General features: G+C 61.0%; 17 protein-coding genes. 8 read left to right on the top strand and 9 right to left on the bottom strand.

Features of this window, described 5'->3' with window-relative positions; all coding sequences use genetic code 11:
• The first annotated feature begins 14 nt into the window (after positions 1-14).
• The 7 genes from atpG (at position 15) to JBO08_RS14030 (ending at position 7,513) form a co-directional block, all read left to right on the top strand.
• Positions 15-875 (top strand): F0F1 ATP synthase subunit gamma, encoded by an 861-nt coding sequence (gene atpG, locus JBO08_RS14060; RefSeq protein WP_028618578.1) that lies wholly within the window; start codon positions 15-17, stop codon positions 873-875.
• Between the two features lie 27 nt (positions 876-902).
• Positions 903-2,279, top strand: coding sequence for a F0F1 ATP synthase subunit beta (gene atpD / locus JBO08_RS14055; protein WP_003177062.1), 1,377 nt, complete (start codon positions 903-905; stop codon positions 2,277-2,279).
• Positions 2,280-2,323: 44 nt separating this feature from the next.
• Positions 2,324-2,740 (top strand): F0F1 ATP synthase subunit epsilon, encoded by a 417-nt coding sequence (locus JBO08_RS14050; protein ID WP_003195825.1) that lies wholly within the window; start codon positions 2,324-2,326, stop codon positions 2,738-2,740.
• A 123-nt stretch (positions 2,741-2,863) separates the two neighbouring features.
• A complete protein-coding gene (gene glmU, locus JBO08_RS14045; protein ID WP_220074647.1) occupies positions 2,864-4,231 on the top strand; it encodes a bifunctional UDP-N-acetylglucosamine diphosphorylase/glucosamine-1-phosphate N-acetyltransferase GlmU in 1,368 nt (455 codons plus the stop codon).
• Positions 4,232-4,464: 233 nt separating this feature from the next.
• Complete coding sequence (locus JBO08_RS14040; protein ID WP_065891283.1) at positions 4,465-5,232, top strand: DeoR/GlpR family DNA-binding transcription regulator; 768 nt, start codon at positions 4,465-4,467, stop codon at positions 5,230-5,232.
• Between the two features lie 10 nt (positions 5,233-5,242).
• Positions 5,243-7,075 (top strand): glutamine--fructose-6-phosphate transaminase (isomerizing), encoded by a 1,833-nt coding sequence (glmS, locus tag JBO08_RS14035; protein WP_065891284.1) that lies wholly within the window; start codon positions 5,243-5,245, stop codon positions 7,073-7,075.
• A 60-nt stretch (positions 7,076-7,135) separates the two neighbouring features.
• Positions 7,136-7,513, top strand: coding sequence for a hypothetical protein (locus JBO08_RS14030; RefSeq protein ID WP_065875569.1), 378 nt, complete (start codon positions 7,136-7,138; stop codon positions 7,511-7,513).
• Here the strand turns inward: JBO08_RS14030 and pbpC are convergent.
• The 3 genes from pbpC to JBO08_RS14015 form a co-directional block, all read right to left on the bottom strand.
• On the bottom strand, positions 7,510-9,807 hold the full coding sequence (gene pbpC / locus JBO08_RS14025) for a penicillin-binding protein 1C (RefSeq protein ID WP_065875568.1): 2,298 nt from the start codon (positions 9,805-9,807) through the stop codon (positions 7,510-7,512). The two genes, JBO08_RS14030 and pbpC, sit on opposite strands and share 4 nt — an antisense overlap.
• Positions 9,788-15,592 (bottom strand): MG2 domain-containing protein, encoded by a 5,805-nt coding sequence (locus JBO08_RS14020; RefSeq protein ID WP_220074648.1) that lies wholly within the window; start codon positions 15,590-15,592, stop codon positions 9,788-9,790. Before JBO08_RS14020 ends, pbpC begins: the two co-directional genes overlap by 20 nt.
• Before the next feature lie 77 nt (positions 15,593-15,669).
• Positions 15,670-16,299, bottom strand: coding sequence for a LysE family translocator (locus tag JBO08_RS14015; RefSeq protein ID WP_065875567.1), 630 nt, complete (start codon positions 16,297-16,299; stop codon positions 15,670-15,672).
• Between the two features lie 136 nt (positions 16,300-16,435).
• On the opposite strand from JBO08_RS14015, the gene JBO08_RS14010 reads away from it, so the two are divergent.
• Positions 16,436-16,909, top strand: a complete 474-nt coding sequence (locus JBO08_RS14010; protein ID WP_065875668.1) for an Lrp/AsnC family transcriptional regulator — start codon at positions 16,436-16,438, stop codon at positions 16,907-16,909.
• A gap of 149 nt (positions 16,910-17,058) precedes the next feature.
• On the opposite strand, the gene JBO08_RS14005 is transcribed toward JBO08_RS14010, so the two are convergent.
• The 6 genes from JBO08_RS14005 to JBO08_RS13980 are packed head-to-tail and all read right to left on the bottom strand — an operon-like array spanning position 17,059 to position 22,739.
• Entirely contained in the window at positions 17,059-17,991 is a 933-nt protein-coding gene (locus JBO08_RS14005; RefSeq protein WP_049710831.1) for a phosphatidate cytidylyltransferase, read from the bottom strand.
• A gap of 1 nt (position 17,992) precedes the next feature.
• On the bottom strand, positions 17,993-18,613 hold the full coding sequence (locus tag JBO08_RS14000; RefSeq protein ID WP_065875565.1) for a 1-acyl-sn-glycerol-3-phosphate acyltransferase: 621 nt from the start codon (positions 18,611-18,613) through the stop codon (positions 17,993-17,995).
• Positions 18,614-18,622: 9 nt separating this feature from the next.
• Entirely contained in the window at positions 18,623-19,066 is a 444-nt protein-coding gene (locus JBO08_RS13995; RefSeq protein ID WP_220074649.1) for a hypothetical protein, read from the bottom strand.
• On the bottom strand, positions 19,056-20,354 hold the full coding sequence (locus JBO08_RS13990; protein ID WP_220074650.1) for a phosphatase PAP2/dual specificity phosphatase family protein: 1,299 nt from the start codon (positions 20,352-20,354) through the stop codon (positions 19,056-19,058). The genes JBO08_RS13995 and JBO08_RS13990 overlap by 11 nt, the downstream gene beginning before the upstream one ends.
• Positions 20,355-20,356: 2 nt before the next feature.
• Positions 20,357-22,111 (bottom strand): bifunctional alpha/beta hydrolase/class I SAM-dependent methyltransferase, encoded by a 1,755-nt coding sequence (locus JBO08_RS13985; RefSeq protein ID WP_220074651.1) that lies wholly within the window; start codon positions 22,109-22,111, stop codon positions 20,357-20,359.
• Positions 22,112-22,121: 10 nt separating this feature from the next.
• Complete coding sequence (locus JBO08_RS13980) at positions 22,122-22,739, bottom strand: CDP-alcohol phosphatidyltransferase family protein (protein WP_065875561.1); 618 nt, start codon at positions 22,737-22,739, stop codon at positions 22,122-22,124.
• Between the last annotated feature and the right edge of the window lie 151 nt (positions 22,740-22,890).

The following is a 22,890-nucleotide window of genomic DNA, read 5'->3' as shown; positions in this document are numbered from 1 at the left end:
CTGATAGGTGTTACATGGCAGGCGCAAAAGAGATTCGCAGTAAGATTGCGAGCATCAAAAGCACGCAAAAGATTACCAGCGCCATGGAAAAAGTGGCGGTCAGCAAAATGCGCAAGGCACAAATGCGCATGGCTGCTAGCCGTCCTTATGCGGAGCGTATCCGCCAGGTAATTGGGCATTTGGCCAACGCCAACCCGGAATACCGCCACCCATTCATGATCGAGCGTGAAGTCAAGCGCGTCGGTTATGTGGTTGTGAGCAGTGACCGTGGTTTGTGCGGTGGTCTGAATACCAACCTGTTCAAGGCCCTGGTCAAGGACATGGCGGTAAACCGCGAAAACGGCGTCGAGATCGATCTGTGTGTTGTTGGTAGCAAGGGTGCGGCCTTTTTCCGCAACTTCGGCGGTAACGTCGTTGCAGCTATCAGCCACCTGGGTGAAGAGCCGTCGATCAATGATTTGATCGGCAGTGTGAAGGTGATGCTGGATGCATACCTGGAAGGCCGGATTGACCGCCTCTCCGTGGTATCCAACAAGTTCATCAACACCATGACCCAGCAGCCAACCGTGGAGCAATTGATTCCACTGGTGGCGACTCCGGATCAGGAACTCAAGCACCACTGGGACTACCTCTACGAACCAGACGCCAAAGAGCTGCTTGACGGCTTGATGGTGCGCTACGTGGAGTCGCAGGTGTACCAGGCGGTGGTCGAGAACAACGCAGCTGAACAAGCAGCGCGGATGATCGCGATGAAAAACGCTACCGATAACGCCGGTGATCTGATCAGCGATTTGCAGCTGATCTACAACAAGGCGCGTCAGGCTGCGATCACCCAAGAGATCTCGGAAATCGTCGGCGGCGCTGCCGCGGTTTAACGGTTCAAATATTCAGAGGATCCAGCTATGAGTAGCGGACGTATCGTTCAAATCATCGGCGCCGTTATCGACGTGGAATTTCCACGCGACAGCGTACCGAGCATCTACAACGCGCTGAAAGTACAAGGCGCGGAAACTACTCTGGAAGTTCAGCAGCAGCTGGGCGACGGCGTAGTTCGTACCATTGCGATGGGTTCTACCGAAGGCTTGAAGCGCGGTCTGGACGTAATCGACTCTGGCGCAGCCATCTCCGTACCGGTCGGTAAAGCGACCCTGGGCCGGATCATGGACGTACTGGGTAACCCAATCGACGAAGCTGGCCCGATCGACACCGAAGAGCGTTGGGGCATTCACCGTCCAGCACCTTCGTTCGCCGAACAAGCTGGCGGCAACGACCTGCTGGAAACCGGCATCAAGGTTATCGACCTGGTTTGCCCGTTCGCCAAAGGCGGTAAAGTCGGTCTGTTCGGTGGTGCCGGTGTAGGCAAGACCGTAAACATGATGGAACTGATCCGTAACATCGCCATCGAGCACAGCGGTTATTCCGTGTTCGCCGGTGTGGGTGAGCGTACCCGTGAGGGTAACGACTTCTACCACGAGATGAAGGACTCCAACGTTCTGGACAAAGTGGCACTGGTTTACGGTCAGATGAACGAGCCGCCGGGTAACCGTCTGCGCGTAGCACTGACCGGCCTGACCATGGCCGAGAAGTTCCGTGACGAAGGTAACGACGTTCTGCTGTTCGTCGACAACATCTACCGTTACACCTTGGCCGGTACTGAAGTATCCGCACTGCTGGGCCGTATGCCTTCCGCAGTAGGCTACCAGCCGACCCTGGCTGAAGAGATGGGCGTTCTGCAAGAACGTATCACTTCGACCAAGGAAGGTTCGATCACTTCGATCCAAGCGGTATACGTACCTGCGGATGACTTGACCGACCCGTCGCCTGCGACCACCTTCGCCCACTTGGACGCCACCGTCGTTCTGTCCCGTGACATCGCTTCCCTGGGTATCTACCCAGCGGTCGATCCACTCGACTCGACTTCGCGCCAGCTGGACCCGAACGTGATCGGCCAGGAGCACTACGACACCGCTCGCGGCGTTCAGTACGTGCTGCAGCGTTACAAAGAACTGAAGGACATCATTGCGATCCTGGGTATGGACGAGCTGTCGGAAGCCGACAAGCAGTTGGTAAACCGTGCTCGTAAGATCCAGCGCTTCTTGTCGCAGCCGTTCTTCGTGGCTGAAGTCTTCACCGGTGCTTCGGGTAAATACGTTTCCCTGAAAGACACCATTGCTGGCTTCAAAGGCATCCTCAACGGTGACTACGACCACCTGCCAGAACAAGCGTTCTACATGGTCGGCGGCATCGAAGAAGCGATCGAGAAAGCCAAGAAACTGTAATCCAGGCGCCCGGAAACGGGCGCTCATCAGGTTGAGGCAATCAGATGGCTATGACAGTCCATTGCGATATCGTCAGCGCGGAAGGGGAAATTTTCTCCGGTCTGGTCGAGTTTGTTACAGCGCACGGCGACCTGGGTGATCTTGGTATCGCCATGGGTCATGCCCCGCTGATCACAAGCTTGAAGCCAGGTCCGATCACGCTGACCAAGCAAGGCGGGGAACGTGAGGTGTTTTACATCTCCGGTGGTTTCCTCGAGGTTCAGCCGAACATGGTCAAGGTACTTGCCGACACCGTGCAACGTGCTGGCGACCTGGATGAAGCCTCCGCTCAGGAAGCCGTCAAGGCTGCTGAGAAGGCCCTGAATGAAAAGGGTGCGGACTTCGACTACAGCGCTGCTGCTGTACGTCTGGCCGAGGCTGCAGCTCAGCTGCGCACGCTCCAGCAGATCCGCAAGAAGTAAGCGGCCATGCCGTCATGCTTCATGCGCGATTGATTAAAAAGGGTAGCCTCGGCTACCCTTTTTCTTTTTTTGCAAAACACTTCTCTGGTCTGAAGTCGGACCGCCCAGGATTGGTAGCCACTCATGTCTCTTGAAATCGTCATTCTCGCCGCAGGCCAGGGCACCCGTATGCGTTCGGCCCTACCCAAGGTGCTGCACCCGGTGGCCGGCAACTCCATGCTTGGTCATGTTATCCACAGCGCCCGGCAACTCGACCCGCAGCGCATCCACGTGGTGATTGGCCACGGTGCCGATGTGGTCCGTGAGCGCCTGGCCGCGGATGACGTGAATTTCGTTTTGCAGGACAAACAACTCGGCACCGGCCATGCCACCGCACAAGCCGTGCCCTTCATCACTGCCGACACCGTGCTGATCCTGTACGGCGACGTACCGCTGATTGAAGTGGAAACCCTGCAACGCCTGCTCAAGCATGTCGTGTCTGGCCAGATGGGCCTGCTGACCGTTGAACTGGATGACCCTACCGGTTACGGGCGCATTGTGCGCAATGCCGACGGCAAGGTCGCGGCCATCGTTGAGCACAAGGATGCCAGCGAAACTCAGCGCGCCATTACCGAAGGCAACACCGGGATTCTGGCGGTCCCTGCCAATAAGCTCGCCGACTGGATGAGCCGTCTGTCTAACAACAACGCCCAGGGCGAGTACTACCTCACCGACGTCATCGAGATGGCCGTGAGCGATGGCCTGCTGGTCGCGACCGAACAGCCACACGACCCGATGGAAGTGCAGGGCGCCAACGACCGCAAGCAGCTTGCAGAGCTTGAACGTCACTACCAGCTGCGCGAAGGCCGCCGCTTGATGGCCCAGGGCGTGACCCTGCGCGACCCGGCGCGCTTCGATGTGCGTGGCGAAGTCACTGTCGGCCGCGACGTGCTGATCGACATCAACGTGATCCTCGAAGGCCGCGTGATCATCGAAGACGACGTGGTGATTGGCCCGAACTGCGTGATCAAGGACAGCACCCTGCGCAAAGGCGCGGTGGTCAAGGCCAACAGCCATATCGACGGCGCCGTGATGGGCGAGGGCAGCGATGCTGGGCCGTTTGCGCGGTTACGTCCAGGAAGCGTATTGGGCGCTAAAGCCCATGTGGGTAACTTTGTTGAATTGAAAAACGCCACATTGGACGACGAAGCCAAAGTCGGACACCTGACCTACTTGGGTGATGCCACTGTAGGTGCGCGAACTAACATCGGGGCGGGCACCATCACCTGCAACTACGATGGCGCCAATAAGCACCAGACCACCATTGGTGCGGATGTATTTATCGGTTCCAATAATTCGTTGGTCGCCCCGGTTACCCTCGACGATGGCGCCAGCACAGCCGCGGGCTCAACCATCAACCAGGATGTGGATAAGTCCCAACTGGCAGTCGCCCGTGCCCGCCAACGCAACATTGATGGCTGGAAACGCCCGGTCAAAATCAAAAAGACCTGAGTTATCCACAATCTGTCTGGCTGAACGCTGCCTCCTGTGGGAGCTGGCTTGCCTGCGATAGCGGTCTGGCATTCAACATTTATGTTGCCTGACACTCCGCTATCGCAGGCAAGCCAGCTCCCACATTTATTTTGGGGTGTGCACCTAAAAATTTCGCACGCCCCACTTGACGATGTTTCGCCAATAGGTTTTGATTGCCTTCGTTATCTTTCGAAACGAAACTTACCATCACCATGTCGAAACGAAATACCCCCCAACGACGCCACAACATCCTGACCTTGCTCAATGAACAGGGCGAAGTCAGCGTGGACGAATTGGCCAAGCGTTTCGAAACGTCGGAAGTGACCATCCGCAAGGACTTGGCTGCCCTCGAAAGCAACGGCCTGCTGTTACGCCGTTACGGTGGCGCAATTACCATGCCCCAGGAACTGGTCGGCGACGCCGCCCAACCCATCTCGATCTACAAGCGCGCCATCGCCCGTGCCGCCGTGACGCGCCTGCGCGAACACGCGCGCATCATCATCGACAGCGGCAGCACCACCGCCGCGATGATCCCCGAACTGGGCCACCAGCCCGGCCTGGTGGTGATGACCAACTCCCTGCACGTGGCCCGCGCCTTGAGCGAGCTGGAGCACGAGCCGGTGCTGTTGATGACCGGCGGCACCTGGGACCCGCATTCGGACTCGTTCCAGGGCCAGGTCGCCGAGCAAGTGCTGCGTTCCTATGACTTTGATCAACTGTTTATCGGCGCCGACGGCATCGATCTGCAGCGCGGTACCACCACCTTCAACGAACTGCTGGGCCTGAGCCGCGTCATGGCAGAGGTCGCCCGTGAAGTGGTGGTGATGGTCGAATCCGACAAGATCGGCCGCAAGATTCCCAACCTGGAACTGCCCTGGAGCAGCGTCCATACCCTTATCACCGATGATCGCCTGCCGCTTGAGGCCCGCGACCAGATTCAAGCCCGCGGCATTACGCTGATATGTGCGGCAATCATCTAGGAGAAACACCATGTGTGGCATCGTAGGCGCAGTCGCTGAACGCAACATCACTCCCATCCTGCTCGAAGGCCTCAAGCGCCTGGAATACCGTGGCTACGACAGCGCCGGTGTGGCCGTCTTCTCCAACGCCGGCAAGCTTGAGCGCATGCGTCGCCCGGGCAAAGTCAGTGAACTGGAGCAAGCCCTGGCCGGTGAGCCGTTGGTTGGCCGTCTGGGCATCGCCCACACCCGTTGGGCTACCCACGGTGCGCCGTGCGAACGCAACGCCCACCCACACTTTTCCGGCGACCTGGCGGTGGTGCACAACGGCATCATCGAAAACCACGAAGTGCTGCGTGAGCAACTCAAGGGGCTGGGCTACGTATTCACTTCGGACACCGACACCGAAGTCATCGCCCACCTGCTGAATCACAAGCTCAAAGACCTGGGCGACCTGACTGTCGCCCTCAAAGCCACCGTAAAAGAACTGCACGGCGCCTACGGCCTGGCCGTGGTCAGCGCCAGCCAGCCTGACCGCGTGGTTGCTGCCCGCAGTGGCAGCCCGTTGGTGATCGGCCTGGGCCTGGGTGAGAACTTCCTGGCTTCCGACCAACTGGCCCTGCGCCAGGTCACTGACCGCTTCATGTACCTGGAAGAAGGCGATATCGCTGACATCCGCCGTGAAAGCGTGCAGATCTGGGACGTTAACGGTCAGTCTGTCGAGCGTGAAGCTGTGCAATACCGCGACGGCGCCGAAGCCGCCGACAAAGGCGAATACCGCCACTTCATGCTCAAGGAAATCCACGAGCAACCGGCCGTGGTGCAACGCACGCTGGAGGGTCGCCTGGGCGACAAGCAAGTGCTGGTCAACGCCTTTGGCCCACAAGCCGCCGAGTTGTTCGCCAAAGTGCGCAATGTGCAGATCGTGGCTTGCGGCACCAGCTACCACGCCGGCATGGTTGCCCGTTATTGGCTGGAAGAACTGGCCGGCATCCCATGCCAGGTCGAAGTGGCCAGCGAGTTCCGCTACCGCAAAGTGGTGGTCCAGCCTGACACCCTGTTCGTGACCATCTCGCAGTCCGGCGAAACCGCCGACACCTTGGCCGCCTTGCGTAACGCCAAGGAGCTGGGCTTCCTCGCCAGCCTGGCGATCTGCAACGTCAGCATCAGCTCCCTGGTGCGCGAATCCGACCTGACCCTGCTGACCCAGGCCGGTCGCGAAATCGGCGTGGCCTCCACCAAAGCCTTCACCACCCAGCTGGTCGGCCTGTTGCTGCTCACCCTGTCCCTGGGCCAAGTACGTGGCACCCTCGCCGCAGGTGTTGAAGCCACCCTGGTCGAAGAACTGCGCCGCCTGCCAACCCGCCTGGGTGAGGCCCTGGCCATGGACAGCATCGTGGAAAAAGTCGCCGAGCTGTTCGCCGACAAAAACCACACTCTGTTCCTCGGCCGTGGCGCGCAATACCCGGTGGCAATGGAAGGCTCGCTCAAACTCAAGGAAATCTCGTACATCCACGCCGAAGCCTACCCGGCCGGCGAGCTCAAGCACGGTCCATTGGCCCTGGTGGATGACGACATGCCAGTCGTCACGGTCGCGCCAAACAACGAACTGCTGGAAAAGCTCAAGTCCAACCTGCAGGAAGTCCGCGCCCGTGGCGGCCAACTGGTGGTGTTCGCCGACGAGAAAGCCGGCATGACCAATGGTGAAGGCACCCACGTCATCAACATGCCGCACATCAACGACACCCTGTCGCCGATTCTCTACACCATCCCGCTGCAACTGCTGTCTTACTACGTCGCCGTGCTCAAGGGCACTGACGTTGACCAGCCGCGCAACCTGGCGAAGTCGGTGACGGTGGAGTAATACGGCACGCGCCTGGAGGCCCTTGGGGTCTCCAGGTTCCAGCGAAAGGATGCGACCTCGATGCAACCCTCTTCCCAGATTCACGCACGTTTGAACAATCGCCGGTTTGCGGTCGCAAACAATACCCAAGGTCTCTCAGGTACGGGCACGGTGTTTCATTACCTTGTCGATGGCGATGCCATCTCGAGCACTTACCAAGGCGCAAGGATTCGTCTGGGCCAGCAGGTCGGGCGTGTAACCGGCCCTGATACCATCGAATTGCTTTATCAGTGCGTGACGACAGAAGGCGCACTACTGGCCGGTTGGTCTCGTGGCACGGTCGACGTCGACCAGGCCGGGCGTACCACGCTGAGCTTCGTCTGGGGGTGGTTATCGGGTGCGACGGGAGGCGGGGAGTCAAGCTACGTTGAACTTGCTGAGTGCGACAACCACTCCTAAGGCACAAACTCCACCCGCAACCCCCGGCTCGCACTGCGCCCCTGATCATCACTGACTCGCAACCGATACTCCCCCGACTTGCCCGGCCGCCAATTCAGCGTGGTTTGCGGCGGCCCTTGGCCGATCAAGGTTTGATCAGCGAACCAGTACAACGTCGCCGCATCGCTGGCCGCATTGGCATTCAGCGGGATGCTTTCCTGTGGCTGGGACAGGCGCAGCTGATAGCTCACCTGGGTCAGCGGCGAACGGATCTGCGGCGCTTCGCTCTGGTCGCTGATGCGGTTGGGTTGGCAGTTTTTCATCACGTTGGGCGGCGTGCGCCGCGGCAGGCCGGCGGCGCGGTACAGGCGTTGCACGTCGCTGGGCCAGAACTCGAAGACTTCTTCGCGGGTGTATTGCGCCTCGAACGGCGGGCAGGCGGCTTTACCGGTGCGGGTGTCGATCAGCACCGGGCGGTGCAGGTTGGACACGCGAATCGGCGAGACGCCGGGGATATACCAAGTCTTGCGGGTTTGCGGGCACCAGCGGTTGGGCAACTCGCCGGAGGCGGCGCAGATGTCGATGCGCACCAGTCCGGCGGGTGGCTTGTCGGGTTTGATCACCACATTCGGCAGGGCCAGGGGCAGGGCGTCGGCGATGCGGAAAAACAGCGGCGCAGCCGTCTTGGCGCCGATAAACGCCGGGTTTGGCCGGCCATCAAAGTTGCCCACCCACACCACCAGCACGTACGGCCCGACCAGGCCTGCGCTCCATGCATCATGGAACCCCCAAGAGGTGCCGGTTTTCCAGGCGGTGCGCCAGTGGCGGCCAGGCAAGCCATCCGGGCGTGGGTTGCGACGCAGCATGTCGCGCACCATGAAGGCGGCTTGGGGCGTTAGCAGTTGGGCGCCGGTGGTCTGGGGCTGTTCCTGCAAATAGCGCAAGGGCCGCAAGTGCCCGTCACCGGCCACCATCACATACAGCCGCGCCAGTTCTTCCGGGGTCATCTCACCGCCGCCGAGGGCCAACGCCAGACCGTAGTGGCTTTCGTCGCGCAGGCCTTTGATACCGGCGCGCTGCAGCAATCCATATAAGGACGGCGACTTAACCTGGCTGGCCAGCCACACCGCCGGGATATTTCGACTACGGATCAACGCATCCCGGGCTGTCAGCGGCCCGACAAAACTGCCGTCGAAATTTTCCGGCTGGAAGTAGCCGAAATTACTTGGCAGATCCTTGAGGATACTCATTGGGTGGATCACCCCCTGGTCCAGCGCCAGGCCGTACAAAAACGGCTTAAGCGTCGACCCCGGCGAGCGTCGCGACAGCACTCCATTCACTTGACCGTGGAGGCTTGTGGATAAGTAATCCGCCGACCCTACCAGCGCCTTGACGCTCTGGTCGCGGCTGTCGATCAGGATGGCCGTAGCGTTTTCCACACCGGTGCTGCGCCGCTCGGCGATAAACCCGGTGATCAGGCGTTCGAGTAACTGTTGCAAGGGCAAGTTGAGGGTGCTGTTCAACTCGTTGCCGGGCTGGGATGCCAGCAATTGCTCGCTCAGGTGCGGCGCCAGGAAAGGAATCTGCTGGCGGTTGCGCGCCTCCAGAGGCAGGTCCAACAAACTGTCGTTACGCGGGTCCTGTGGATAAGTCTCGCGCCAGTCAGCCATCAGGCGCAGCCGCGCGTTTTGCAATGACGGCCCGAAGCGCGCACGTCGCCCCGGTTGCTGCGGGATCACCGCCAACGCCAGCGCTTCGGACAACGACAACTGCGCTGCCGACTTACCAAAGTAGATACGGCTGGCCGCTTCGGCGCCCTCGATATTGCCGCCCATGGGCGCCAGGTTCAGGTAGGCCTCAAGAATATCGTGCTTGCTGTAGCGTGCTTCCAGCCATAGCGCCAACGCCATCTGCTGCAACTTGCCTGGCACTTGGCGGGTGTTCAGATCCCACAAACGCCGCGCCAGTTGCATGCTCAAGGTCGACCCGCCCTGGCGCTGGCCACCGCTGTAGGTGGCCAGGGCTGCGCGCAGCAACGCCGGGGGATTGATCCCCGGGTGCCAGTAGAAATTACGGTCTTCCTTGAGCAGCAAGGCCTCGACCAATGACGGCGACATGCGCTCCAGCGGCAGCCACAGACGGTATTGCCCGTCATCCGCCAACGTCATGCGCAGCAGCGAGCCGTCGTCGGCCAATACCACCCGTGACGAGGTCACGGCCTGTTCCAGCGGGGCATGGGGCCACAGCCGCAACCCCGCCAGTAGAACCGCCGCTGCCAGCAGCGGCGTCAGGCGCTTAAGGCTTGGTAATTTCAAGCTGGCCTACTTTGCCTCGCCCTTGCAGGGTGGTTTCGTACATGCCTTCGGCGTAGGCCGGTGGCGTATTGAAGGTGCCGGCGTTGGTGGCGCGCACACGGTAGACGAAAGTGCCTACATCGCGCAGCGCAGTGCCGTACAACACCACTCGATCATCACGCACGTCCACATAGTCCGGCTGCCAGGTGCTCAGCTCGGTTTCGCCGATGGGCGCTTGCCATGCGTCCGCTTCCTGGCTGTCTTCTTCCACGTATTCGGACGCTTCGCCTTCACCTTCCTCACTGCTGGCGGCTTCCGGCTCCGGCGGCAAGTTATACACAGGCTCTACGCCACCCGGCAGCAAGTCGACCACGGCCACTTGCTGCACCTGATCACGGTCTGTAGCACGCAGACGCAGGCGCACCAGGAACTCATCACCTACCGCCACCTTGCTCACCGGCTCGCCCTTGAGGTCGAGGTATTCGTGGATGATTTCCAGGCCATTGTTGATCGGCTTGAGCTTGGCGCCCTTGTCGAAACCGGCTTCGCTGAGCATGTAGAACGCGGCCGGGCCATCGGATTTTTCCATCACCAGCTTTTGCGTGGTGCCTGGCACGGCGGCGCGCGGTGGCTGACCGGCCATCTCCAGCAATTGCTGCTGCTTGTCACCCAGCCAGGCGGTGGCCTTGAGGGTCATGTCGCTTTGCGCGCGCTGGCCATAGTTGTCCAGGGCGCGCAGCAACAGCGCCGCCGACAGCGAGTTGTAACGCTGCTCATTGAGGCGCTTGCCGAGTTTATCCAGCAAGGCCGTGGGCACATCGTCCATCAGCTCGGGGAAGTGGCGCGCCAGCAGGTGCAGGTGTTCGGCATCATGCACCAGCGGGTCGTAATACAAACCGTCGCTGTCCCACTTATCCACAAGCGAACGCCATGGGATTTTGCGGAACAGTGCATCGGCCTGGCGATCCTGCTTGAGCAATTTGTAGCTGGCAGCCAGGTAAGCGGCGCCCAGGTCGTTCTGCCAGGTGTCCTTGAAGTAGCTCTCGTAGCGCTCGCGGATATCGCTCAATGCACCACTTACCAGAATCCCCTGACGGCTCAGCAGGTAACTGGCGTAGGCGCGGTTGCGCAATTCCGACAGGCCTTCGCTAGGACCGTTGGCCAGGTCTGTCAGATACGCGTTCGAGCGCACCAGCAGATCTTCCGGTACCGGCAACCCGCGCTCCTTGGCTTCGATCAGGAAGTCGGTGGCGTACAGGCTGGCGTACGGCGCCACGTCCGGGTTGGCTGCCCACAAACCGAAGCCACCGGCCTGGTTCTGGCGTTGGCGCAGCATGCGCACGGCACTGCTGAAGGCTTGTTCGGCTTCCGGTGCGTTACCGCCCCAGATCAACGCCGGCATGGCCTTGGACACCCATTGCTCGGTGCAGGCATAGCCGTAGTCATCCAGGTAATGCTTGAGGCCATTGGCCCATACCAGCGGCGAGGCAGCCACGCCCAGTTGCACGTCACGCAGCTGGCTGAACAGTTCGCGAGTAGGTTTGAGTTCTTTGCTGGCGCTGTCGAAACGGCCCAGGCTCAGTGCCACGCGATGTTCGCTCAGCGGGCGGATCGAGGTAGTTTCCGCCACCTGGATACGCTTGCCGTTGGGCAATACGGCGACAAAGCGCAGGTCAGCCGAACCGAGGATTTCACCCACCTTGATCTTGAACTCGGCCGTGCCTTCCTTGCGCGGTTGCAGTGACAACGTGCTGCCCTTGTCGCCCTGTACCTTCAGGCCATCGCTGGTCTGAAGTTCAAACTTCACGTCCGCCGCTGCATCGAGGTTGCTGAACACCCCGGCGCTGACGTTGAACACATCCCCCGGCGCCACAAAGGCCGGTACGTTTGGCGTGATCACGATCGGCCCGCGCACCTCGGTATTGGCTTCGCTGACACCGACGCTGTCGCTGTCCACTGCCACCGCAAACAGGTGCAGCTTGCCGTTGAAGCTGTCCGGCACCTGGTAATGCAGCAGGGTTTCGCCGGCTGGCAGGTCTACCAACCCAGACCACCACGCCACGGGCGGCTGATGTTTACGCTTGAATGGGTTGAGGTGATTGGCCAGGGCGCCTTCCGTATCGCCACCGGGCGCCGCCCCACTCAGCAGGCGGCTGAATTCCGGCAGGATCAGGTCAAGGATCTGACTGGTGCCTACCTCCAGCGCACGCTTCTGGAAGAAGAAGCCCAGCGGGTCCGGCGTCTGGTAGCGCGCCACTTGCAGGATGCCTTCATCTACCGCGTACACCACTGCGCGGCCCGGGCGGTCGGCGGTGACCTTGATATCCAGCATCTGCCCCGGCTCGATTTTCGCCGGGCCTTCAACCTTCAGCGCCATGCGTCGCGCATCCAGGTTGATGCTGAACGGCACCACACCATAGGACAGCGGGCTCATGTACACCTCGGCCGAACCCATATCGCGCACAAACTGCACGTTGACGTAGGCATTGCCCTCAAGCCCTGACGGAACGCGGATATGTTGCACGCTGTTGGTGCTGTCGGCCTTGAACCACTGCTGGGTGTAGACCTTGTCGCGTTCGATGGTGATCAAGCCGGCGCCGGTGTAGGGCGCACGGATGCTGATGGCGATCTCATCACCGGTGGCGTAGCTGCGTTTATCCAGGCGCAGTTGCAGCTCGGCGTTGCGTTCCAGTGAGCGCGAAGTGTTGCCACGCCCGGCCACGCTGTAGTCGATCTGGTTGAGCAGGTTGCCGTTGGCGTCTTTGAGTTGCAGAGTGAAATCGCCCGGGGTTGCGGTGTTCAGGGTCTGCTTAGCGCCTTGCGCGGTCATCACCAGTGGCTGCGCCGGCTGGCTGATGTTCTTGATGCGCGACTCGTACTTGTAGGTGCCGTTGGACTGTTTCACCAGCACCGACACATAACGGTGTTCGACCACTTCGCTGGTCAGGCCGTCCACCGCCAGCGGCGTAAGGTCTGGCGCGACAGCCAGCCATTGCACCTGGCGCGGCGCGTCTTTGGCGACGTACGACAGCGAATCCTGACTTTTCACACCGACCAGGTAGGGCGCGGATGACACCAGCAAGGCACTCTGCGCCGCCACATTGCGTCCGCCTTCGGCTTCGAACACCTGGGTCATCACCTGCAGGCGATAGGTGCTGTTGGCGAAGCGTTGCAGGTTGAGGTCGAGCACGGCCTGGCCGTTGTCGTCGACGGTGGTTTCGGCCAGGTCTTCGGTGCTGGCGTCTTCCAGGGAGTCGTTGAGGCGGAAACGGTAATCGGGGTAACGATCAAACGCCGCGAGCGTCGGGCTCAGGGACATTTTCGCGGTCACGCGACGGCCGGACGCCGGTGCGCCGAACAAGTGCATGGCGGTGACCTTGGCTACCACTTGGTCCGGTGGAATCCAGCCCTGCACAGGCGTGTCATGCAAACTCAGGCTGACCTTCATGCGGTCCGGCTCGAAGTCGCGGACCTTGAAGCTCACGCTGCCCAAGTCGGTGCGGGTCTGCTTCTGGCCAATCAACTGCAAGGTCGCGGTGTACTCTCCGGCCGGCGCCACTTCGCTGCTGGGGAAATCAAAGGTTTCAAAGCCGCTGGCAGACAGCTTCAACGGCTGGCGGATGACTTCCAGGCCACGCGGGTCGGTGATTTGCAGCTCCACCGGCAGGCCTTGCAGCGCGCCTTTCCAGTTGCCGCTGCGCACGATCATGCCCAGGTGCGCAGTTTCACCTGGCCGGTACAAGCCACGGTCGGTAAACAGGTAGGCGCTGAGGCGATCAATCGCACCATCTTCTTCCAAACCGCCTACGTCGAAGCGCGACAAATCCAGTTGCTGGGACTGGCGGGCAATGGGCAGGAACGACTGGTCATTACCGCGCGTGACCACATACATCAGTGGCGTTTTCTCACGACGCAGTTCATCCAGCTTGGCGAAATGCGCGTGGCCTTCGCCGTCGGTATGGCCGCTGGCGACCGGCAACCCGTTGCGACCGATGATATCGACTTGGGCGTCGGACACCGGCGAGCCGTTGCCGATGGACTGCACATACACATCGTGGCTGCCATCGCTGGAGCGCTTGGCGATGATGCCGAGGTCGGTCACTACGATAAAACGCAGGTCGCTGGTGCTGTTGTGCTCGTACTCGAACGTACGCTCGGCGGGGTCATCCTGCGGGCTGAGCTTGAGGACAAAAATACCGCGACGTCCGCCATTGGCGGTGAGGTAGTGGCTGAGGTCCACATTGTCGTAGACGGTTTTTGCCGGGTCATTGGATGACAGAGGAATATCCAAAGACTGACGCTCGACCATGCGATCGAAGTACTCATTGCCAAAGTTCGGCCGCGCAAAGCTGCCGCTGCTCTGGTCCACCAGGTGTTGCAGTTGGTTGGGCAATAGGCGGGCGATTTCCACATGGGCGCCGGGCACGCCACGGGCCATGAAACCCAGGCGTTTTTCGCCATTGAGGCTGAGCAAGGCGCCGTCAGACAAGAACTGCAAGGTACGTGGGTACGCCGGCATGCTGATCAGCGACGCCGTAGGATTTTTTGCCAGGTAGCCACCGATGGCTTCCAGGTTGGCGGGCACTCGTACATACATCGCGCGACCAGCCGGGGCCTTGAATTTGAAGGCGTGCAGGGTGTTCAACGGCTCGACGCTGGGCACGTGGGTCAGGTTGACCTTGGTGCTGCGGGCGAGCAGGGCGTCGTCAATCTCGTTGCTGTTGTAGGGGCGCGTGTCGTCCTGGGCTTTTTCCGGCAACAGCCAGGCCTGAACCTTACCGGCGATGGTGTCGTCGGCGACGGCGCTGGAGCTGCTGAACATCAGCACGGGTTCCGGTTCGCCACGTTCGTTGTCGACAAAACTCACTTCGGCCCCGGTAAAGGTCAGGCGATAACGACCGGGTACGGTGACTTCCGCCACCAGCGGTGCGCTGCTGGCGTTGCCGCCGTCGCGGGCCTTGATGCCTTCGTCGAGCTTAGCGCTGACCGGTGTGCTTTCCAGCGGCGTAGCCAGGGCGGCGGAGCGTACGTAGGCGTTGAGCTTTTTCTCGTCGAAGGTGATTTCCGGGCGGTTGGGCAACTGGGCGTCGCGGTAGGCCAGGCCTTTGCCGAGGGTCACCGTTACGCGTTTGCGTAGGTTGTCTTCATCCACAGGGTGGGAAAAATGGAAGGTGGCCACCAGCTGTTTCAGCGTCGGGTTGGACGGGTCTTGGTACAGCTCGTTTTGCGCCAGGGTCGCGCGGAACGGTTGGGTGGAAAACTGCGTGCTGTACTGGTCCAGTAACACGCCGTCGGCCAGCAGGTTTTTCTTGGCCAGGTCCAGGGTGTAATGGGCGTCGATGGGCCAGTCTTTCTCAGGCACGAACTGCAGCGTGCGGTCGTCGGACCAACGCCAGGTGCCCGCAACCGCAGGGTTGAGGGTAATGCCGTCGGTGACCGGTTTGCCGATGGCCGTCAACGGGGCCACGGATTCGCCGAAACGCACCTGCAAGTTATCCACAACCGGCGGCTGCTGGGTGTAGTCGGTGAGGTTCGGTTTGTGCAGCGAATAGCTCGCGGTGTGCGGCTGCGGCAGGTTGGAATACCAATGCCAGCCGTAGAACCCGGCGGCGGCCAGCAGGACCAGGCCTAACACGCCGGCACCGGTCTGGCGCGGATAAGCACGGGCTTTGCTGCCCAGGTTTGCCAACCCACGGCCGGTAGCGCGCAGCCAAAGCGGCGGATGCCATTGGCCAAAGACGGCCCCCACCACAGTCAATAACGCACCGACAACACGGCGGCTGATCGCTTTGAACGAATCGAACATGGTGAGCATCCCTGGCTAAGTGCGGCGTATCTTACACGCGTCTTTGATACAAAAGATGACGCGATACGCCGACGTGCTCAGGCGTGTTGCACAAAGGTGAGACGCACCGCAAAACCGATCAAAAGACTGCCGAATAACCATTGCTGCATCCGCTGCGCCGAGCGGCTGCGTGCCAGCCATTGGCCGAGGCGCGCACCGGCCAGGGCGTAGCAGCAGTCGAAGGCGAAACCGACTGCCACCAGAATGACCCCCAGCCACGCAAATTGCCCAGCCACCGGGCCGGCATGCGGATTGATGAACTGCGGCAGCAGTACCGAGCAGAACAGCAGGGCCTTTGGGTTCAACAGATTGGTCAGCAAACCGCGCTGAAACGCTGCGCGCCAGGCATGCACCGTTGACGGAGTATTAGCAGTGTCGAGGGCCGGCAGCATGTTCGCCCGCAGGCACTGCACACCCAGCCACAACAGATAGGCCGCGCCACCCAGGCGCACCACGTCGAAGGTCCACGGCGCGACCTTGAACAACGTCGCCAGCCCCATGCCCGCCAACGCCACATGGCACGCGCGGGCCAGCCCCAGGCCAATCGCCGTGGTCAGCGCCAAGGCCTTGCCCTGGCGCGCGCCGGTTTGCAGCAACAGGATCATGTCCGGCCCGGGCAACAGATACGCCACCGACAGGGCTACCAGAAATAACCAGAGTTCCGCCATGTTCCACTCCCCTTATGTGCCGGCCAATTCTAGGGCCGAAGGGTGACGCAGGTGCTTGCGTAGTCAGCCGGAAAAGCGTCTAGTCTTGGCACTATCTGCCACTGATAACAATGCCGGCCATTCACTTATGCCAAATCTGAAATTCGATGCGTTCGACCGCAAGATTCTAGAGGCCCTGCAACGCGATGGCCGCTTGAGCAATGTGCAACTGGCCGACGAGATCGGCCTGTCCGCCTCACCTTGCCTGCGACGCGTGCGGTTGCTGGAAGAAGCCGGGGTGATTCGCGGCTATCAGGCCACCCTCGACCGCGATGAGGTGGGGTTGGGGATGATGGTGTTCGTGGGCGTGAAAGTTGAGCGGCATAACGACACCGAAGCCAATGCCTTCCGCGAGGCGGTGATGGCATTGCCGGAAGTGATCTCAGCGTTTCTGGTCTCGGGGGAATCGGACTTTTTGCTGCAGGTGGTGGTGCCGGATTTGCGCGGGTATGAGCGGTTTGTCACTGGCAGCCTGCTGAAGCTGCCGGGCGTGAGAGATATCCGCAGCAACTTCGCGATCCAGACCGTGAAAACCCCAGGGGCTTTGCCGCTGGGGCATTTGCCGGGTTAATAAGTTCTGAAACCAACACAAAACACATGTGGGAGCGGGCTTGCTCGCGAATGCGGTGGATCAGTCAACCTATCCAGAGACTGACACACCGTATTCGCGAGCAAGCCCGCTCCCACATTTTGATCTTCATAGGGCTTGAGGTCGGTGGGTCAGGTCCACCAGTAGCGCACAAGATGAAAGAAAATCGGCGCCGCAAAACACACCGAATCCAGCCGATCCAGCATCCCGCCGTGCCCTTCGATCATATGCCCCCAGTCCTTCACGCCCCGGTCGCGCTTGATCGCCGACATGACAATGCCGCCGGCAAACCCCAGCAAGTTGATCAACAGTGCAATCAGGAACGACTGCCACGGGTTGAATGGTGTGGTCCACCACAGTGCCGCGCCAATCAGGGATGACAAGAGGATGCCGCCGACAAACCCCTCAACCGTTTTGGACGGTGACAAGTTAGGCGCGATCTTGTGTTTACCGAACAGCTTGCCGCACACGTACTGCAGCACGTCGGACAGTTGCACCACGATCACCAGGTAGGCGATCAACAACAGGTTGCGGCCTTCGTAGCCGGGGATATCGAGGGTGAGCAAGGCGGGCACGAAGGACACGCAGAACACCGCGATCATCAGGCCCCATTGCACCTTCGACGCGCGCTCAAGGAAGTGCGTGCTGTCGCCGCCCAGCGAGGCGAGGATCGGCAGCAGCAGGAACACGTACACCGGGATGAAGATCGAGAACAGCCCGTACCAGTCCGAGTAGATCAGCAGGTATTGCAGGGGCAACGCCAGGTAGAACGCGGCGACCAGGGCCGGGTAGTCGCTGCGGCGGGTGGGCGTGAGCGTGAGGAATTCGCGCAGGGCGTAGAACGACACGGCGTAGAACAGCAGGATCACCGCGCCGGTGCCGAGCCAGAAGGCGACACCGATGACCACCACCATCACCCACCAGGCGTTGATGCGCGCGTTGAGGTTGTCGATGACCGCATTCGGGCTGCCACGGGTACGCAGTTTGAGGATCAGGCCGATCAGCGAGGCGAGCACCAGGATCGCGCCGATGCCGCCGAACAACATCAGGGTTTGGCTATCCATCTCAGGAATGCTCCGGGGCAAGGGCGAGCAGAGCATCGCGAGTACGGGCGAGGAAGGCGACTTTGTCTTCGCCTTCTTCCAGTTGCAGCGGCGCGCCGAAGCTGGTGGTGCACAACAATGGCAGCGGCAATACGCGACCTTTGGGCATGACTCGGTTCAGGTTGGCGATCCACACAGGAACCAGTTCGGCCTGTGGGTAACTTTTCGCCAGGTGGTACAGGCCGCTTTTGAACGGCAACAGGCCGTCTTCGAGATTGCGCGTGCCTTCGGGGAAAATGATCAGCGAATCGCCGCCTTCCAGGGCATTGAGCATGGGCTGTAATGGGTTATCCACAGGGTCCTTGCGTTCGCGGTCGATCAGCACGCCGTTGAACACGCGGTTGATGATGTAGCGGCGCAGTGCGCTTTTATTCCAGTAATCGCTGCCGGCTACCGGGCGCGTGAATTTGCGCAGGTTCTGAGGCAACGAGGCCCACAGCAACACAAAGTCGCCGTGGCTGCTGTGGTTGGCGAAGTAGATGCGCTGCACCGGCACCGGTGCGCAACCGAGCCACAGGCTGCGGGCGCCAGTGACGGTGCGGGCCATGGAGGTAATCAGCGTGGCGACCACGGGTTCGAACATGGGGATTCCTTATCCGGCGAAAGGCAGCCAAGGGCTGGCGAGGATCACGCCCAGGGTCAGCAGCGCTTGCGCGCCGAGTAGCCAGGCTTGTTTACGCAGCAGTTTGAGCGCGCCGCGACGGCGCTCGGTCCAGGGCCGGCCAGCGCGTTTGGGCGATTGCAGGCCGAGGGTTTGCAGGGCCTGGTCGAGGTCTGCGGTTCGTTCGATGTCGCGCGCCAGCAGCGCGAAGAGGTCAGCGTCAAACGCCACGCGCAGCGCCCAGTACTTTTGCAGCAGCCCGAGGATAATCATCCACAGGCTGAGCAGCAGGCAAATTGGCGAAACGCTGGCCATCAACAGTTGAGCCAAGCCGAATAACACGCCGACCAGCGTCAGGCCTGTGGATAACTGATCCAGCGAACGGCCGCGACGCAGCAGGCTGGCGACGACCTGGAGTTCCATATCAGCGGGCATGGGAAAAACCCTCCAACGCTTCTCGGTGAGCAGGGTGCAGGACCACTTCGGCCCGCGCTGTACGAATGATAGTCAGCGCATCCTCTACCGTCGCGGCACGTCGGGTATGCAACAGCCAGGCGGCGACGGCGGTGGCGCTGCGCGAATAGCCAAGGGCGCAGCACACCAGCAATGGGCCGCTGGCGCGCAAGCGTTCGATGGCGTGTGCGGCTTGTCGGCATTCGTCGGGTGTCGGTGCGATAAGGTCCAGCACGGGAATGGACTGATAGGCGCGCCCCTGTGGATTAATCGGCAATTCTGCGCAGAGATCGACGATGGCCTTGAAGGGCGCCTGCTCACTTGTCGTAGGAATACGACCAAGCCAAACGTTATCCACAATCAGGTCGGGTTGTAGATGTTTGCGTGTCCACAGGCGTGAGTTGATCCAGGCAGCTGCCAGGTAGGGCGCGTATAGCCAGCGCGCGGCGGGGGTTAATTGGCCATCTGCGCGTTTCTGAAAGCCGGAAGCACCGAGTACTAAATAATTGGTTTTGATCAACGCGAGAGAAACCGCTGGCCAGAGTATCCACAGCCAGCCACCGCCGAGTACAAAGGCAAGCACTGCCAATAGCAGAGCGCCCACGCCGTAACGCACGCCCAACCGCCAGCGTTTGGGGTCGCGCGTCAGTTGGGCACTCAACAATGGGCTCGGGTGTTCAACCGGCCACAACCACACGCAAATCCACCCCGCGAGGGCGCCTGTGGGTAAGTCAATAAAGTGATGTTGATAAGTGGTCAGTACCGAAATACCGATCAACGCGAACCAACCATGCACCACCCACCGCCAGAACCCTTGGGTGTGGCGCTGGAACATGACCCACAGGATTACCAGCAGCGCGATATGCAGCGAAGGTGCCTGGTTGAACGGTTTGTCGAACCCGGCCAGCACCGCAAATAGCCAGCCGAATACGCCATCCAGTTCCGGCCGCTCGAAGGTAAAGCGCAGCGGCCAGATCAGAAAGCAGCTCACGGCAATCACCTGCGCACTCAGCAGCCGCAACGCATGTTGTTTCAACTCGTGGCGGGTATTGGGCAGCAGGAGTGAGAACCCATACAGCAGGTCAATGGACCAGTAGGGCACGATGGTCCAAGCCCAAAACGGCATATGGGTTTCCCAGCCGAACACCAGCGTGCCGACGTCGCTGCGCTGGCTAGTGACCCAGGTGGCAAAGCCATAGGTGCTGAAAAACAGCGGCGCCAACAGCAGCAGCCACAACACCGCGGGTTTCAATAAACCGGGTTCGCGCATGCTTAGATCTTCTGTGCCAGGGACACGGTAAAGATGCCCCACTCATCCACACGCTGGGTGATCTTGCGAAAGCCCGCAGCCTCGACCAACTGATCCATTTCCGCCTGGCTGCGGCGGCGCATCACCCAGGCCTGGCCCTGGCGGTGGCTGGTCAGCGCACGCGCGATCAGTTCCAGCTGCGGGTGCCACGGTTGGCCGGTGTACACCAGGTAACCGCCGGGCTCCACCGCTTCTGCCAGGCCGGCCAGCGAACCGCCGACCATGCCGTTATCGGCAAACAACTCATACAGCCCAGACACCACTGCCAGCGTCGGCTTGGGGTCCAGCGCGGCCAGGTCGAGGCGATCAAATGCATCGCCTTTGACGAACTGCGCGATATCCCCCAGGCCCTTCTCGCGAATCAAGGCGCCACCGTCGCGCACGTTGATGTCGCTGTAGTCGCGCAGCAGGATCGATTCCGGCAGCGGCGAAACGCCCTGCAGGGCTTCCAGGATGTAGCGACCATGACCGGCGGCGATATCCACGATGCGCACTTCGCGATCATCCGCGCGTAACTTGGCCATGGCCAGGCGCAGCAGTTCCTCGACGTTCAGCTTGCGCTGGCGAATGCCACGCCAGCCGATGGAGTTGAGGTAGTTGGTATCGATCATGCGCCCCAGCCCGCCCTTGCCGGTGGGCGTGTTGCGGTACACGTAGTCCAGGGTGCTGCCGGAGTCGAAGCCCGTGTCGAAACCCAGTTTCACCCCATCCGACAGGTTTTTGCCCAGGCCCATGCTGGCGCGGGTCATGCTCCAGTACAAATCGCGCAAGGAGTTGCGCGGCAGAGGCGCTGCAAGGGATTCAGATTCGGCGCAGGTGGCGCCGATTTTGTCGGCGTCGAGTAACGAGGCGCGGTCCAGCGGGTGTTCGAAGTTCTGCAGGATAAAGCGCTTGGCGCTGCTCACGGCGGTAGCGCGGTCGCGTTCGCCGAGCGTGTCGTGGAAAAAACCGGGAAGGATATGCAGCTCTTTTTTCAGGCTGCCGAGACGATCGAAAAATTGCTGCTGGGGTTTGCGGTGCACCACAAAGTCGGAGCCCGAGATCAGCAATTGGGTCGGCACCTGGATCGCCTGGGCATCGGCTACAACACGGTCGGCCGCTTCGTACAGGCCGAGCAGCACATTCACCGAAATGGCCTTGGTGATCAGCGGGTCACTGTCGTAGGACGCCACGCGTTCCGGGTCATGGCTGAGGAACTTGGCCTTGACGTAACTGTTGACGAAAAAGTTGCCACGAAACTTGCGCATCAGCGCCAGGCCCGGCCGGGCGAATGGCACGTAGAGCTTGACCTTGAACGCCGGGGACGCAAGTACCAGGGCGCGGATCTTCGGTGCGTAATCGTGCACCCAGGTCGCGGCAATCACCGCGCCGACGCTTTGGGCGATGACGGCGAAGTTTTCTTCTTCGATGCCATAGGTGGCGCCGATGTGATCGCAGAACGTCTGCACATCGCGGGCGCTGGTGGCGAAGCTCGGGCTGTCACCGCGCTCGCCGGGCGATTGGCCGTGGCCACGGGCATCCCAGGCGAAAAAGTCGAATTGCGGCAGGTCCAGTTCATCCACCAGATGGGCGATGCGCCCCGAATGCTCGTGGCCGCGATGGAACAGCACGATCGCCTTGCGCGGCTCCTCGCCAAACGCAGCGGTAGCGGGCCAGTGCCGGTAGAAAAGTTCGACGCCATCGTGGGTACTGAAGGTGTGCTCTTGCTGTTCGCGCATCGCAAAATCCTTATGCAGAAGGGGATGTCGTTTCTTTAAGACCTTGGCGCACGCGGTTGACCAGGGTGTAGGCGAGCAGGGCAGCGACCAGCCACATCACTGCATCGACCCAACCCGCGCCCAGCCAGCCCAGCGCCACGCCGGTGGCCAGTACGCCCAATACAAACGCTCGATCACTCTTGCCCATCGGCCCGTCATAGCGGCGCGATGCGCCCACCATCGGCCCAAGCACTCCGGCGTATTCGCTGAACACTGCGAGCAAAGCCACCAGCAACACCGGCGCCAGGCTTACGCCGGGGATCAACGCAAACGGCAGGATCAACGCGCTGTCGGCGATTACGTCGCACAGTTCATTGAGGTAGGCGCCCAGGCGCGACTGCTGGCCGAATTCGCGGGCGAGCATGCCGTCGATGGCATTGAGGGCCATGCGCAGGATCATCCACAGCGGGATCAGCGCAAACAGCCACAGGTGTTGGGCAAAGCTGGCGATCAACAGGCCGACCAGCAGCGAAATCACGCCGGCCAGGACGGTGATCTGGTTGGCGGTGGTGCCGTTGTCGTAGAGGCGCTGCACCAGCGGGCGCAGCAGGTTTTGAAAGCGCGGCTTGAGCTGATAGATCGAAATCATAAGGGGTGACGCTTCCTTGTCCGTTGACCCGCGAAAAACTGTTCTGGAGTGTGCCGATTAATCGTGGCGTGCACCAGTGATGGCGCGTGTTTATGGGGGTTTAGTCACGATCTTGAACACAACAATGTTCCACACAAGCCCGCATCCACAG

The sequence above is a fragment of the Pseudomonas sp. LAP_36 genome, assembly GCF_019456785.1.
GTDB classification, from domain to species: domain Bacteria; phylum Pseudomonadota; class Gammaproteobacteria; order Pseudomonadales; family Pseudomonadaceae; genus Aquipseudomonas; species Aquipseudomonas tritici.
The sequence above is the reverse complement of the archived record's forward strand: the minus strand, read 5'-3'. Positions and strand labels throughout refer to the sequence as shown.

Bases quoted from the DNA above. Each gene is read 5' to 3' on its own strand.
- JBO08_RS13985 (WP_220074651.1), bottom strand. From the start codon at position 22,111: ATGCGCGAACAGCAAGAGCACACCTTCAGTACCCACGATGGCGTCGAA.
- JBO08_RS13980 (WP_065875561.1), bottom strand. From the start codon at position 22,739: ATGATTTCGATCTATCAGCTCAAGCCGCGCTTTCAAAACCTGCTGCGC.
- JBO08_RS14030 (WP_065875569.1), top strand. From the start codon at position 7,136: ATGCAACCCTCTTCCCAGATTCACGCACGTTTGAACAATCGCCGGTTT.
- JBO08_RS14005 (WP_049710831.1), bottom strand. From the start codon at position 17,991: ATGGATAGCCAAACCCTGATGTTGTTCGGCGGCATCGGCGCGATCCTG.
- glmU (WP_220074647.1), top strand. From the start codon at position 2,864: ATGTCTCTTGAAATCGTCATTCTCGCCGCAGGCCAGGGCACCCGTATG.
- JBO08_RS13990 (WP_220074650.1), bottom strand. From the start codon at position 20,354: ATGCGCGAACCCGGTTTATTGAAACCCGCGGTGTTGTGGCTGCTGCTG.
- JBO08_RS14015 (WP_065875567.1), bottom strand. From the start codon at position 16,299: ATGGCGGAACTCTGGTTATTTCTGGTAGCCCTGTCGGTGGCGTATCTG.
- JBO08_RS14020 (WP_220074648.1), bottom strand. From the start codon at position 15,592: ATGTTCGATTCGTTCAAAGCGATCAGCCGCCGTGTTGTCGGTGCGTTA.
- glmS (WP_065891284.1), top strand. From the start codon at position 5,243: ATGTGTGGCATCGTAGGCGCAGTCGCTGAACGCAACATCACTCCCATC.
- JBO08_RS14050 (WP_003195825.1), top strand. From the start codon at position 2,324: ATGGCTATGACAGTCCATTGCGATATCGTCAGCGCGGAAGGGGAAATT.
- JBO08_RS14000 (WP_065875565.1), bottom strand. From the start codon at position 18,613: ATGTTCGAACCCGTGGTCGCCACGCTGATTACCTCCATGGCCCGCACC.
- atpG (WP_028618578.1), top strand. From the start codon at position 15: ATGGCAGGCGCAAAAGAGATTCGCAGTAAGATTGCGAGCATCAAAAGC.
- JBO08_RS14040 (WP_065891283.1), top strand. From the start codon at position 4,465: ATGTCGAAACGAAATACCCCCCAACGACGCCACAACATCCTGACCTTG.
- JBO08_RS13995 (WP_220074649.1), bottom strand. From the start codon at position 19,066: ATGCCCGCTGATATGGAACTCCAGGTCGTCGCCAGCCTGCTGCGTCGC.
- atpD (WP_003177062.1), top strand. From the start codon at position 903: ATGAGTAGCGGACGTATCGTTCAAATCATCGGCGCCGTTATCGACGTG.